The 13988-nt window shown below is 65.4% G+C and carries 12 protein-coding genes; 6 read left to right on the forward strand and 6 right to left on the reverse strand.

The window, feature by feature from the left end; genetic code table 11:
* The first annotated feature begins 40 nt into the window (after positions 1-40).
* Together xerC and ACVRRC_RS00670 are read left to right on the forward strand one after the other, a co-directional pair.
* Positions 41-940, forward strand: a complete 900-nt coding sequence (xerC, locus tag ACVRRC_RS00665; RefSeq protein WP_068506857.1) for a tyrosine recombinase XerC — start codon at positions 41-43, stop codon at positions 938-940.
* Entirely contained in the window at positions 937-1638 is a 702-nt protein-coding gene (locus ACVRRC_RS00670; RefSeq protein WP_011911740.1) for an HAD family hydrolase, read from the forward strand. Before xerC ends, ACVRRC_RS00670 begins: the two co-directional genes overlap by 4 nt.
* 69 nt (positions 1639-1707) lie before the next feature.
* On the opposite strand, the gene sutA is transcribed toward ACVRRC_RS00670, so the two are convergent.
* From sutA to glnK, 5 genes are all read right to left on the reverse strand, one after another.
* Entirely contained in the window at positions 1708-2037 is a 330-nt protein-coding gene (sutA, locus tag ACVRRC_RS00675) for a transcriptional regulator SutA (protein WP_011911739.1), read from the reverse strand.
* A gap of 77 nt (positions 2038-2114) precedes the next feature.
* Positions 2115-2540 carry a secondary thiamine-phosphate synthase enzyme YjbQ gene (locus tag ACVRRC_RS00680; RefSeq protein WP_011911738.1) on the reverse strand — a complete coding sequence of 142 codons (426 nt, stop codon included), beginning with the start codon at positions 2538-2540 and terminating at the stop codon, positions 2115-2117.
* A 101-nt stretch (positions 2541-2641) separates the two neighbouring features.
* A complete protein-coding gene (locus ACVRRC_RS00685) occupies positions 2642-3892 on the reverse strand; it encodes an ammonium transporter (protein ID WP_014595677.1) in 1251 nt (416 codons plus the stop codon).
* Positions 3893-4008: 116 nt separating this feature from the next.
* Positions 4009-5325, reverse strand: coding sequence for an ammonium transporter (locus tag ACVRRC_RS00690; protein ID WP_011911736.1), 1317 nt, complete (start codon positions 5323-5325; stop codon positions 4009-4011).
* A gap of 38 nt (positions 5326-5363) precedes the next feature.
* A complete protein-coding gene (gene glnK / locus ACVRRC_RS00695) occupies positions 5364-5702 on the reverse strand; it encodes a P-II family nitrogen regulator (RefSeq protein ID WP_003096476.1) in 339 nt (112 codons plus the stop codon).
* Between the two features lie 396 nt (positions 5703-6098).
* Here glnK and ACVRRC_RS00700 point away from each other — a divergent pair, with 396 nt between their 5' ends.
* The 3 genes from ACVRRC_RS00700 (at position 6099) to ACVRRC_RS00710 (ending at position 9995) form a co-directional block, all read left to right on the forward strand.
* A complete protein-coding gene (locus ACVRRC_RS00700) occupies positions 6099-6359 on the forward strand; it encodes an accessory factor UbiK family protein (RefSeq protein WP_013981620.1) in 261 nt (86 codons plus the stop codon).
* A gap of 36 nt (positions 6360-6395) precedes the next feature.
* Positions 6396-7892, forward strand: coding sequence for a YifB family Mg chelatase-like AAA ATPase (locus ACVRRC_RS00705; protein WP_019405714.1), 1497 nt, complete (start codon positions 6396-6398; stop codon positions 7890-7892).
* Positions 7893-8021: 129 nt separating this feature from the next.
* Complete coding sequence (locus ACVRRC_RS00710; RefSeq protein WP_084902368.1) at positions 8022-9995, forward strand: BCCT family transporter; 1974 nt, start codon at positions 8022-8024, stop codon at positions 9993-9995.
* Positions 9996-10034: 39 nt separating this feature from the next.
* Here the strand turns inward: ACVRRC_RS00710 and ACVRRC_RS00715 are convergent, their stop codons facing one another.
* Complete coding sequence (locus ACVRRC_RS00715; protein ID WP_017246172.1) at positions 10035-11672, reverse strand: putative bifunctional diguanylate cyclase/phosphodiesterase; 1638 nt, start codon at positions 11670-11672, stop codon at positions 10035-10037.
* Between the two features lie 244 nt (positions 11673-11916).
* Here ACVRRC_RS00715 and rep point away from each other — a divergent pair, with 244 nt between their 5' ends.
* Positions 11917-13926, forward strand: a complete 2010-nt coding sequence (rep, locus tag ACVRRC_RS00720; RefSeq protein ID WP_079328072.1) for a DNA helicase Rep — start codon at positions 11917-11919, stop codon at positions 13924-13926.
* The last annotated feature ends 62 nt before the right edge of the window (positions 13927-13988 follow it).

The raw sequence follows: 13988 nt of genomic DNA on the forward strand, positions 1-13988 counted from the left end.
CGGCTGGCGCGGCCGTTCTTTTCGCGAGCGAGGGAGCCCGGTGCAGAAAGAACTCGACGCCTACTTCGAATACCTGCGCAGCGCGCGGCAGCTGTCCGGCCATTCGCTGGATGCCTATCGTCGCGATCTGGACAAGGTTCTCACCTACTGCGAGCGCGAGCGCATCGCCGGTTGGCGTGACCTGCAGGGCCGTCATCTGCGCCACCTGATCGCCGAACAGCATCGCCAGGGACAGTCCAGCCGCAGCCTGGCACGCCTCTTGTCATCGGTGCGCGGACTGTATCGCTACCTAAACCAGGAAGGGCTCTGCGAGCACGACCCGGCCACCGGCCTGTCCGCCCCCAAGGGCGAACGCCGGTTGCCGCGCCTGCTGGATACCGATCGCGCCATGCAGCTGCTCGATGGCGGTGTCGAGGACGATTTCATCGCCCGTCGCGATCAGGCGATGCTCGAACTGTTCTATTCCTCCGGTCTGCGCCTGTCCGAACTGGTCGGCCTGAACCTCGACCAGCTCGACCTCGCCGCCGGTCTGGTGCGGGTAGTGGGCAAGGGCAACAAGGTGCGCGAACTGCCGGTCGGCAGCAAGGCGCGTGAGGCGCTGCAGGCCTGGTTACCGTTGCGAACGCTGGCCGGGCCCGCCGACGGTGCGGTGTTCATCGGCCAGCAAGGGCGTCGCCTCGGCGCCCGTGCCGTGCAGCTGCGGGTGCGCCAGGTCGGTGTGCGCGAACTCGGCCAGCATCTGCACCCGCACATGCTGCGCCACAGTTTCGCCAGCCATCTGCTGGAATCCTCGCAGGACCTGCGCTCGGTGCAGGAGCTGCTCGGCCATGCCGACATCGGCACGACGCAGATCTACACCCACCTGGATTTCCAGCACCTGGCCAAGGTCTACGACCATGCGCATCCGCGCGCCAAGCGCAAGCAGGACACCGACACATGAGCATTCGCCTGATCACCTTCGACCTCGACGACACCTTCTGGGAAACCACGCCAGCCATCCAGAGCGCGGAAACCGCACTGCGCGACTGGCTCGCCGCCCATGCACCGCGGCTCGGCGATTTTCCCATCGAGGCGCTGGGTGCAATACGTCGCATGCTGGTGGAGCAGGAGCCGGCGCTGCGCCACCGCATCAGCGAGCTGCGCCGGCGCATTCTGCAGCATGCCCTGCAGGATGCCGGCTACCCTGCCGACGAGGCGAACGGCCTGGCCGAGCAGGCGTTCCAGGTGTTCCTCGATGCTCGTCACGAGGTGCAGATCTTCCCCGACGTGCAACCCACCCTGGAGTTCCTGGCCAATCACTACACCCTCGGCGTGATCACCAACGGCAATGCGGATGTGCGCCGCCTGGGCCTGGCGGACTACTTCCAGTTCACCCTGTGCGCTGAGGATCTGGGCGTCGGCAAACCGGATCCGCATCCATTCCAGCAGGCCCTGCGCCTGGGTGATGCGCGCCCGGAACAGGCGGTGCACATCGGCGACCATGCCCTGGACGACATCGCCGGCGCACAGCAGGCTGGGCTACGCGCGGTGTGGTTCAACCCGAAGCGGATCGCCTGGGCGCACGACTACCAGCCCGACGCCGAGATCCAGCGCCTGGCCGACCTGCCCAAGCTGCTGCTCGCCTGGCGCGACAACTGAGCCACCGCCAGCGCGCCGCTGAAACGAAGAAGCCCGCTCAATAGCGGGCTTCTTCGTGATCCGTGCAGCTCAGATAGGACGGCTGCCGTACTTGCTATCCGGCTTCTTCGGCGGGTCGGCGACCACATTGGGTTCGACCTCCTGAACGCGGCCGCCACGTGCCAGGAACTCTTCCATGGCCCGCGCCAGCGCTTCGCGCTCCTTCTGCTTGGCTTCCAGGCTCGGCAGCTCGTCCGGCTCGGCGGACTTGGCCTTGGCCTTCTTGGTCGGCGTGGCCCGCTCGCTGTCGGTGCCCTCCTCGTCGAGGCTGTCGTCGCCGTCATCGGCAGCGTTCAGCTCCTCCCCTTCCTCCTCGTCGCCCACTTCCAGATCGTCTTGTTCTAGTTCTTCGTCGCTCATGTTCTACCTCATGGCTTGCCAAAGCGGAGTAAGTTATAGCCCAGCGATGCGGAATGACCGGCATCACCAAAAAAAATTCAACTTGCCGTCCCGTGCAGCGTTGCCACTATCTGCCGCGCGCCACCCTGGTCGCGGTGCTCTCCGAGATAGACGCCCTGCCAAGTCCCCAGTGCCAGGCGCCCCGCGCTTACCGGCAGGCTCAGCTGGCAGCCGAGCAGGCTGGCCTTGAAGTGTGCCGGCAAGTCGTCCGGCCCTTCGTAGTCATGCTCGTAACCGTCCTCGCCCTGCGGCACCAGACGATTGAAGAACCGTTCGAAATCGCGCCGTACCGCTGAGTCGGCATTCTCGTTGATCGTCAGCGAGGCCGAGGTATGCCGCAGCCACAGGTGTAACAGACCGACCTGACATTGCCGCAGTTCCGGCAGCGCGGCGAGCAGCTCGTCGGTGATCAGATGAAAACCACGTGGGCGCGCGCGCAAGGTGATCAGGGTCTGTTGCCACATGTGCAGCACTCATGTTCGACGGCTGGTCGCGCGCATTCTAGCGTGGCGCCGGAAAAAACAAAGGGCGCCAAAAGGCGCCCTTGTCATGTATCAGCGAAACATTACTGGCGAGTGAACTCCGGGTACGCCTCCAGGCCGCACTCGACCACGTCCACGCCCTCGTACTCCTCTTCCTCGCTGACGCGCAGGCCCATCACCGCCTTGATGATGCCCCACACGATCAGGCTGGCGATGAACACCCAGAGGAAGATCGACACCAGGCCCAGCAGCTGCGCGCCGAAAGAAGCGTCGGCATTGGTCAGCGGCACGGCCAGCAGGCCCCACATGCCGGCGACACCATGCACGGAGATGGCACCGACTGGGTCATCGAGCTTGAGCTTGTCCAGACCGAGGATGCTGAACACCACCAGCACACCGCCCACACCGCCGATCAGGGTGGCTTGCAACGCGCTCGGGGTCAGTGGTTCGGCAGTGATCGCCACCAGGCCGGCCAGGGCGCCGTTGAGCACCATGGTCAGGTCGGACTTGCCGAACAGCAGGCGCGCGGTGATCAGGGCCGCGATCAGGCCACCAGCGGCACCCATGTTGGTGTTGACGAAGACCTGGGCCACCGCGTTGGCGTCCTCGATGGTGCTCATTTTCAGCTGCGAGCCGCCGTTGAAGCCGAACCAGCCCATCCACAGGATGAATGCCCCGAGGGTCGCCAGCGGCATGTTGGCACCCGGAATGGCATTGATCTGACCGTTCGGACCGTACTTGCCCTTGCGCGCCCCGAGCAGCAGGACACCGGCCAGGGCCGCAGCAGCACCGGCCATGTGCACCACACCGGAACCGGCGAAGTCGAGGAAGCCGGCCGCGTCGAGGAAGCCGCCGCCCCATTTCCAGAAGCCCTGGATCGGGTAGATGAAGCCGGTCATCACCACCGCGAAGGCGATGAAGGCCCACAGTTTCATGCGCTCGGCCACCGCACCGGAGACCACCGACATGCAGGTCGCGGCGAAGACGATCTGGAAGAAGAAGTCCGCGCGGGCCGAATAGTAAGGCGCATCCTCGCCGCCGGCGGCGACCAGGTCGACCGCATGCTCGTCACCGATGAGGAAGCCCAGGCTCGGGAAAATGCCGCCTTCCGGGCTGGAGTACATGATGTAGTAGCCGACCAGCAGGTACATGATCGACGCCAGCGCGTAGAGCACGATGTTCTTGGTCAGAATCTCGGCAGTGTTCTTGGCCCGCACCAGACCGGCCTCGAGCATGGCGAAACCCGCCGCCATCCACATCACCAGCGCTCCGCAGATCACGAAGTAGAAGGTATCGAGTCCGTACTGGACGGGTATCAATGCAGTGCTATCCATGTGTCACCTCTTGCTGTCGCGCTGTGTGCGCTGTTCGGTCCGCAGGCCGCCGCACGCTGCTCCGGCGGGCCTGCCCTGACCCCGGTGTTGGCTCCGGGGTACTGCGCTGAAATGGGTTACAGGTTGTAGCCGCGCTCGTTGTGCAGGCTGAGGTCGAGGCCGATGGTCTCTTGCTCCTCGTTCACCCGCAGGCCCATCACCAGGTCGATCGCCTTGAGGATCAGGTAGGTGACGATGCCGGTGTAGACGACGGTGAAGAGCACGCCCTTGAACTGAATCCACAGCTGCAGGCCGATGTTCTCCACCTCACCGAAACCGCCCAGCATGGGTGCGGCGAAGATGCCGGTGAGCAGCGCGCCGACGATGCCGCCCACGCCGTGCACGCCGAAGGCATCCAGCGAATCGTCGTAGCCGAGCTTGCGTTTCAGGCTGGTGGCGCAGAAGAAGCAGACCACCCCCGAGACCAGGCCGATGATCAGCGCGCCCATCGGTCCGACGGTGCCGGCAGCCGGGGTGATGGCGACCAGACCGGCGACCACGCCCGAGGCGATGCCCAGCGCGCTGGGTTTGCCGTGGCCGATCCACTCGGCGAACATCCAGCCCAGCGCAGCTGCGGCGGTGGCGATCTGGGTCACCAGCATGGCCATGCCGGCGGTGCCGTTGGCAGCCACGGCCGAACCGGCGTTGAAGCCGAACCAGCCAATCCACAGCATCGCCGCGCCGACCAGGGTCAGCCCCAGGTTGTGCGGTGCCATCGGCGTGGTCGGGAAGCCCTTGCGCTTGCCCAGGACCAGGCAGGCCACCAGGCCGGCGATACCGGCATTGATGTGCACCACGGTGCCACCGGCGAAATCCAGCACGCCCCAGTCCCACATCAGGCCACCGTCACCGCCCCAGACCATATGCGCGATCGGCGCATAGACCAGGGTGAACCAGACGCCCATGAACACCAGCATCGCCGAGAACTTCATGCGCTCGGCGAAGGCGCCGACGATGAGCGCCGGGGTGATGATGGCGAAGGTCATCTGGAACGTGATGAAGACGCTTTCCGGGAAGGCGCCGACCAGGCTGTCAGGAGTCAGGCCGCTGAGGAAGGCGCGATCCAGACCACCGACGAAGGAATTGAAGTTGGTGACGCCCGCTTCCATACCGGTGGTATCGAATGCAAGGCTGTAGCCATAGACCATCCAGAGGATGCTCATCAGGCCGGTGATGGCGAAGCACTGCATCATCACCGAGAGGATGTTCTTCGAGCGGACCATGCCGCCGTAGAACAACGCCAGTCCGGGGATGGTCATGAACAGCACCAGCGCAGTGGCCGTCAGCATCCATGCCGTATCGCCTGAATCCAGCGTTGCCTCCTGCGCCATGGCCAGGCCTGGGCTTAACAGAGACAAAAGGGCTCCTAGCCCTGCGAATCTTCGCAGAGTCATGGTTTTACTCCTGGGGCGTGGGGGTTCGGAGGTGCTGCTTAAATCGCGTCGGTATCGGTTTCGCCGGTACGGATGCGGATGGCCTGTTCCAGGTTGACCACGAAGATCTTGCCGTCACCGATCTTGCCGGTGTTGGCCGCCTTGGTGATGGCCTCGATCACGCGATCGAGCTGATCGTCGGCGATGGCCACGTCGATCTTCACCTTTGGCAGGAAGTCGACGACGTATTCGGCGCCGCGGTACAGCTCGGTGTGGCCCTTCTGACGGCCGAAGCCCTTGACTTCGGTGACGGTGATGCCCTGTACGCCAATCTCCGACAGCGACTCGCGCACGTCGTCCAGCTTGAACGGCTTGATGATGGCAGTGACTAGTTTCATGAAAACTTCTCCCGTTTAGGTGGACTTGCCCCAGAAGTACGAACCCGGCTCAAGTCTAAGCTCAGTGTCTGGCTCTTGTAACGCTCCGGCTTCAGCCGGGCCGCGGACCGACACCACCAATCTCGCCGACGAAGCGTCGCGAATCGCCCATGCACCGCAACGAACCGGTGCGTGCGTCAACGGGGACAAAGCAGAATCGATGCCAGCTTTGCGCGAGCCGCTTGCTGCGGGGGCTCGGCCGCAAACGAAGCGGCCCGACAGACGGTTGAGCACAACGAACGCACGAAAATGGTGCGCAGCTGCACCATGGCCTGCTCATTTTTTGTGCACCGCAGCCGGGAAAGGCGAAAAAAACGCCGTGCTACACTGCGCCCCGTTCAACGACAGGTGTTTTCAATGTTGCCGCCAAAAGCTTTCCTAGATGCCATCGGCTCCCAGGCCTCGCGCCTGTTCAACGGTGAAACGCCGCTGCCGCGCGGCGAGTTCGAAGCCCAGCTCAAGGGCGTGGTGCAGGGTGCACTGAACAAGCTCGACGTGGTCAGCCGCGACGAGTTCGACAGCCAAATGGTGGTGCTCGCCCGCACCCGCGCCCGGCTCGAGGCGCTCGAAGCCAAGGTCGCCGAACTGGAAGAGAAGCTCACACCGCCCGCGTCCTGACCGACCGGGCCGTGACACGATCAAAGGAGTGATCGAATGTCCCTGGCCATCGTCCATAGCCGCGCTCAGATCGGCGTCGAAGCCCCGGCGGTGACCGTCGAGGCGCATCTGGCCAACGGCCTGCCGGCGCTGACCCTGGTCGGCCTGCCGGAAACCGCCGTCAAGGAGAGCAAGGACCGAGTGCGCAGCGCCATCCTTACCTCCGGTTTCGATTTCCCCGCCCGACGCATCACGCTCAATCTCGCCCCTGCCGATCTGCCCAAGGACGGTGGTCGCTTCGACCTGGCCATCGCGCTGGGCATCCTCGCCGCCAGCGGACAGCTGCCCGGCGAACGTCTGGAGCAGCTGGAATGCCTGGGCGAACTGGCGTTGTCCGGTGCCTTGCGCCCGGTCCAGGGCGTGCTGCCGGCCGCCCTCGCCGCGCGTGCCGCCGGCCGTGCGCTGCTGGTGCCGCGAGCCAATGCCGAGGAGGCCAGCCTCGCCTCGGGCCTGACCGTGTTTGCCGCCGAGCATCTGCTGGAAGTTGCCGCCCACTTCAACGGCGTTACCCCGCTCGAGCCCTACGTGGCCCAGGGGCTGCTGCGGCAGGTCCAGCCCTACCCCGACCTGGCCGACGTACAGGGCCAGCAGGCGGCCAAACGCGGCCTGCTGATCGCCGCGGCCGGCGCACACAACCTGTTGTTCTCCGGGCCGCCCGGCACCGGCAAGACGCTATTGGCCAGCCGTCTGCCCGGCCTGCTGCCGCCGCTGGATGAGCAGGAGGCGCTGGAAGTGGCCGCGATTCATTCGGTGGCCAGCCACAGCCCGCTGCAGCACTGGCCGCAGCGCCCGTTCCGCCAGCCCCATCACAGTGCATCGGGCCCGGCACTGGTGGGTGGCGGCAGCCGGCCGCAACCGGGCGAGATCACCCTGGCGCATCAGGGTGTGCTGTTTCTCGACGAGCTACCGGAGTTCGACCGCAAGGTGCTGGAGGTGCTGCGCGAGCCACTGGAATCGGGCCATATCGTCATCGCCCGGGCGCGGGACAAGGTGCGTTTTCCGGCGCGTTTCCAGCTGGTGGCGGCAATGAACCCCTGCCCGTGCGGCTATCTGGGCGACCCTAATGGTCGCTGCCGCTGCACGCCGGAGCAGATCCAGCGCTACCGCAACAAGCTCTCCGGACCGCTGCTCGACCGCATCGACCTGCATCTGACCGTGGCGCGCGAGGCCACCGCCCTCAACGCAGCGCCACAGACCGCCCAGAGCAGCGCCGTGCTCGCCGCACAGGTGGCCGAGGCGCGGCGACTGCAACTCGCCCGCCAGGGCTGCGCCAACGCCTTTCTCGACCTGGTCGGCCTGCGTGAGCACTGCCAGCTGACCGCCGAGGACCAGGCCTGGCTGGAGCGCGCCTGCGAGCGTCTCGCACTGTCCCTGCGCGCCGCACATCGGTTGCTCAAGGTCGCACGCACCCTGGCCGACCTGGAGCAGGCCGAACGCATCGGCCGGCAACATCTGGCCGAAGCGCTGCAATATCGCCCCGGCAGCCAGGCCTGAGCCCCTCCGGCCGGGGCATTCGACGTTGCCGGATGCCTGCTGACAAGCGGACGCTTTTGCGGTCTGTGTTAAGTTGCCTGGCTTTCGCCACAGGCGGCCACTCCCCAGACACAACCGAAGGAGCGCAGCATGGAGGCAAAACAGCCCTCGTCTTCCCACCTCAACGCCCCGGTCTTTTACGGCTCGGCAGTCATCATCCTGGCACTGGTGATCTACAGCGTCGCCTTTCAGGAACACGCGCAGGCCCTGTTCGGCGACGCCCAGGCCTGGATCATCGCCAATGTCAGCTGGCTGTACATTCTCGCCGTCGCACTCATCCTGCTGATGGTGGTGCTGCTGGCCTTCAGTCGCTACGGCGACATCAAGCTCGGCCCGGATCACAGCGAACCGGACTACAGCGCCCTGACCTGGTTCGCCATGCTCTTCTCCGCCGGCATGGGCATCGGCCTGATGTTCTTCGGCGTAGCCGAGCCGGTCATGCATTTCCTCTCGCCGCCGGTGGGCGAAGGCGGCACGACGCTCGCCGCCCGCGAAGCAATGAAGATCACCTTCTTTCACTGGGGCCTGCACGCCTGGTCGATCTACGCCATCGTGGCGATGATCCTCGCCTACTTCGCCTACCGTCACGGCCTGCCGCTAACACTGCGCTCGGCGCTCTACCCGCTGATCGGCGAGCGCATCTACGGTCCCATCGGGCACGCGGTGGACATCTTCGCCATCATCGGCACGGTGCTCGGCGTCGCCACCTCGCTCGGCCTGGGTGTCACCCAGATCAACACCGGGCTGAACCACCTCTACGGCCTGCCGGTGACCATTCCGGTGCAGATCGGCCTGATCGTCGCCACCACCCTGCTCGCCACCATTTCGGTGGTGACCGGGCTGGACAAGGGCGTGCGGCGGCTGTCCGAGCTGAATCTGTCGCTGGCCGGCCTGCTGATGCTGATGGTGCTGATCGCGGGGCCGACGGTGTTCATCCTGCAGACCTTCGTGCAGAACATCGGCAGCTACCTGTCGGACATCGTCAACAAGACCTTCAACCTCTACGCCTACGAGCCGAACGACTGGATCGGCGGCTGGACGCTGTTCTACTGGGGCTGGTGGCTGGCCTGGTCGCCCTTTGTCGGCCTGTTCATCGCGCGCATTTCCCGCGGGCGGACCATCCGCGAATTCGTTGCAGGTGTGCTGCTGGTACCCACCGCCTTCACCCTGTTGTGGATGACCGTGTTCGGCGATACCGCCATCCACATGATCCTCTGGGAGCACGTGAGCAGCCTCGGCGAGGCCATCGAACAGGACAGCTCACTGGCACTGTTCGCCTTCTTCGAACATTTTCCGTTCTCGGCACTGATCTCCCTCGTGGCGATCATCATGGTGGTGGTGTTCTTCGTCACCTCCGCCGACTCCGGCGCACTGGTGGTGGACATGCTCGCGTCCGGCGGCAAGCAGGGCACGCCGATCTGGCAGCGCATCTTCTGGGCGCTGTCCATGGGCGGGGTGGCCATCGCGCTGCTGCTGGCCGATGGCCTGACCGCGCTGCAGACAGCGACCATCGCCAGCGCCCTGCCCTTCACCATCGCCCTGCTCTGCTCCATGTGGGGTCTGCTCAAGGCCCTACGCCTTGACGCCACCAAGCAGGGCCTGCGTTATCAGGCGCTGAGCATCTCGCCGAGCGCAGCGCCAACGGCCGGTGGCTGGCAACGGCGCCTGCGCACGTTGATGCTGTTCCCTCGGCGCGCCCATGTGGTGCGCTTCATCGCCGAGGTGGTGCGTCCGGCCTACGAGGCCATCGCCGAAGAAATGCGCAAGCAGGGCTACGAGGTGGAGATCAGCGAAGGCGAAGACCGCCGCCTGCGCTTCGAGATCACCCACGAAGGCGAGCCGGACTTCATCTACGAGGTACGCCCGCGCGCCTACGCCATGCCCAGCTTCGTGGTGACCAGCGAGGACGACGAGCGCGAGGAGCGCAAGTACTTCCGCGCCGAGGTGCATCTCAAGGAAGGCGGTCAGGACTACGACGTGATGGGCTGGAGCCGCGAAGACGTCATTGGCGACATCCTCGGCCAGTACGAGAAGCACATGCACTTCCTGCACATGGTGCGCTGATGGCGGCGCGCCCCGGCCGTGGTGCCGGGGCGCCTCGACTCAGTGCGCCAGGCCGGCGGTCTGGCGCTCGGCGCTCATGAAGCTCAGCAGTTCGGCCAGCGGCAACGGCTGGCTGACCAGATAGCCCTGAACCTGCTGCGCACCAAACTGGCGCAGCAGCTCCAGCTGCTCGGCGGTTTCCACGCCCTCGGCCACCACCTCCAGCCGCAGGTTGTGCGCCAGCCCGACCATCGCCTCTACCAGCTGCCGCTTTTCCGGGCGGGCGCCCATGCTGGCGACGAAGCTCTTGTCGATCTTGAGCAGCGTGATCGGCAGGTTGGACAGGTGCACGAAGGAGGAAAAGCCGGTGCCGAAGTCATCCAGCGAGAAGCGCACGCCCAGCTGGCCAAGCGCCTGCATGGCAGTCTGCACCTGCTCGCTGCGGCGCATGACGGCGGTTTCGGTAAGCTCGAACTCGAGCCAGTGCGGGTCGATGGCGCGCTCGTCGATCAGCCGCGTCAATGTCGGCAGCAACTGGCTGTCCTGGAACTGCCGGAACGACAGGTTGACCGCCATGTGCAGCGAGTCCGCACCCTGCTCGTGCAGGCTCTGCAGGTCGCGCAGGGCGCGGGCGATGACCCAGTAGCCGAGCGGCACGATCAGGCCGCTTTCCTCGGCCATGGGAATGAAGGCGTCCGGCCCGAGCAGACCGCGTTCGGGATGCAGCCAACGCACCAGCGCCTCGATGCCGACCACGCGGCCCGTGTCCAGACACAGCCGCGGCTGGTAGTGCAGCTCCAGCTCACCACGGCGCAGCGCGCGGCGCAACTCGCCCTCCTGGTCGGCCAGGCTGCGGGCACTGCGGCTGACGTGCTCGTCGTACAGGCACCAGGTGCAGCCCTGGCTGGCCTTGGCCTGACGCATCGCCAGTTGCGCATGCCAGAGCAGCGCATCGGCCGAGGTGCCGGCGCTGGCTCGCGCCAGCCCGAGGCTGCAGCCGAGCATCAGGCTTTCACCGTCCACCCAGTAGGGTTCGGCCAGCGCCTCGACGATGCGATCGGCGATCGCATCGGCGCGCCCGGCATCGTCACGGGTGTCGAGCAGCAAGGCGAACTCGTCGCCGCCCAGCCGCGCCAGCAGATCGCCCACCTCCAGCTGCGCCTTGAGCCGGGCGACCACCTGCAGGATCAGCCGATCTCCGGCATCGTGGCCGAGGGCGTCGTTGACGTGGCGGAAATTGTCCAGGTCCAGGTAGCCGAGCTCCAGGCCATGACCGTCGTGCTCGCTCAGGGCGTCGAGCAGCTGCGCCTGGAAGCCCTGACGATTGGCGATGCCGGTGTGCGGGTCGCGCACCGCAAGCTTCTGCAGGGTTCCCTGCAGGTTGCAGCGCTCGCGCACGTAGCGCAGACAACGGCGCAGCACCTCGGCGCTGAGCTGGTCGGCCACCAGCCAGTCGACCGCACCTTCCGGGGTTTCTTCCGGCTCCTCGTCGAGCAGCAGGATCAGCGGCCAGGGAAAGCGCCCGGGTGCGGGCCGGCATTGCGGCGTCGCCAGGACCAGACAGGGAGATTCGAGCTGCTGGCTGACGGTTTGCCAGTCCGTCGCCACGACCAGCTGTTCGGCGTGGGCCGAACCCTGCAGGCAGGCGCGCAGCCGCACCGCCCAGTCTGGGCGATGCGCCAACAGCAACAATGGCATGGGTTGGGCAGGCGCTGGCAAGCGGCCTCCGGACTCTTGAGCTGTTGAAGACACCAAAGGGTCTCCGATCCCACCAGTCCCTGTGCAACCACCCCAGCATCCTGCAGCGCGACAAGACTAATCGATTCTTGCCATTAGCCAAGCCCCACGCGCGACGACCGGCGTTTTATTGCGTCTGTAACGCGCCTGCATCACCCTTTCGGCCTGTTAAACTCGCGCCCCCGTTTCGAACGACCTGAACAACATGTCCCGACTCAATCCTCGGCAGCAGGAAGCCGTGAACTACGTCGGCGGCCCCCTGCTGGTGCTCGCCGGTGCCGGCTCCGGCAAGACCAGCGTGATCACCCGCAAGATCGCCCACCTGGTGCAGAACTGCGGCATCCAGGCCCGTCACATCGTCGCCATGACCTTCACCAACAAGGCGGCGCGGGAGATGAAGGAGCGCGTCGGCACCCTGCTCAAGGGCAGCGAGGCGCGCGGCCTGACCGTGTCCACTTTCCACAACCTGGGCATGAACATCATCCGCAAGGAATACGCGCGCCTGGGCTACAAGCCCGGCTTCTCGATCTTCGATGACGGCGACATCAAGGCGCTGCTCACCGACATCATGCAGAAGGAATACGCCGGCGATGACGGCGCCGACGAGATCAAGAACCTCATCGACAGCTGGAAGAACGACCTGATCCTGCCCGACGAGGCCTTGGCCAAGGCGCGCGGCCCCAAGGAGCAGACCGCCGCCATCGTCTACCTGCACTACCAGCGCACGCTCAAGGCGTACAACGCGGTGGACTTCAACGACCTGATCCTGCTGCCGGTCAAGCTCTTCCAAGAACACCCCGACATCCTCGAGAAGTGGCAGAACCGCATCCGCTACCTGCTGGTGGACGAATACCAGGACACCAACGCCAGCCAGTACCTGCTGGTGAAGATGCTGGTGGGCATGCGCAACCAGTTCACCGTGGTCGGCGACGACGACCAGTCGATCTACGCCTGGCGCGGCGCGCGTCCGGAAAACCTGATGCTGCTGAAGGAGGACTACCCGTCCCTGAAGGTAGTGATGCTGGAGCAGAACTACCGCTCCACCAGCCGCATCCTCAAGTGCGCCAACATCCTCATCGCCAACAACCCCCACGTGTTCGAGAAGCAACTGTGGTCGGAAATGGGCCATGGCGACGAGATCCGCGTGATCCGCACGCGCAACGAAGAGGCCGAGTGCGAGCGGGTGGCACTGGAAATCCTCACCGAGCACCTGCGCACCCAGCGCCCCTACAGCGACTTCGCCATCCTCTACCGCGGCAACTACCAGGCCAAGCTGATGGAGCTGAAGCTGCAGCACCACCAGATTCCCTATCGCCTGTCCGGCGGCACCAGCTTCTTCGCCCGCCAGGAGGTGAAGGACCTGATGAGCTACTTCCGCCTGCTGGTCAACCCGGACGACGACAACGCCTTCCTGCGGGTGATCAACGTGCCGCGACGGGAGATCGGCTCCACCACCCTGGAAAGGCTCGGCAACTACGCCAGCGAGCGCGGCATCAGCATGTACGCCGCCGCCGACGAAATCGGCCTCGGCGCGCATCTGGACAGCCGCTACGCCGAGCGCCTGGCGCGCTTCAAGCACTGGATGGACAACGTGCGCCAGCAGTGCGCGCAGAACGACCCGATCGCCGCCATCCGCAGCATGGTGATGGACATCGACTACGAGAACTGGCTCAGGCAGAACGCCTCCAGCGACAAGGTGGCCGACGCGCGCATGGGCAACGTCTGGTTTCTCGTCGATGCGCTGAAGAACACCCTGGAAAAAGACGAAGACGGCGACATGACCATCGAGGATGCCATCGGCAAGCTGGTGCTGCGCGACATGCTCGAGCGCCAGCAGGAAGAGGAAGAAGGTGCCGAGGGCGTACAGATGATGACCATGCACGCCTCCAAGGGCCTGGAATTCCCTTCGGTGTACATCATCGGTTTCGAGGAGGAAATCCTTCCGCACCGTTCCAGCATCGAGGCCGACACCATCGAGGAAGAGCGGCGCCTGGCCTACGTCGGCATCACCCGCGCCAAGCGCAACCTGGCGCTGACCTTCGCCGCCAAGCGCAAGCAGTATGGCGAGGTGATCGACTGCACGCCGAGCCGCTTCCTCGACGAGCTGCCGCCCGAGGATCTGGTCTGGGAAGGCATGGAAGAAGCGCCGGTGGAGGTCAAGGCCGCGCGCGGCAACGACGCCCTGGCAGCGATGCGGGCGATGCTCAAGCGCTGAAGGCTCGCCGCGCCGATCTTTTTTCGCGGCCGGTTTGAATCCCGTAACGCTGACGCGGCATG

It is taken from the genome of Stutzerimonas sp. LR2, assembly GCF_055755175.1.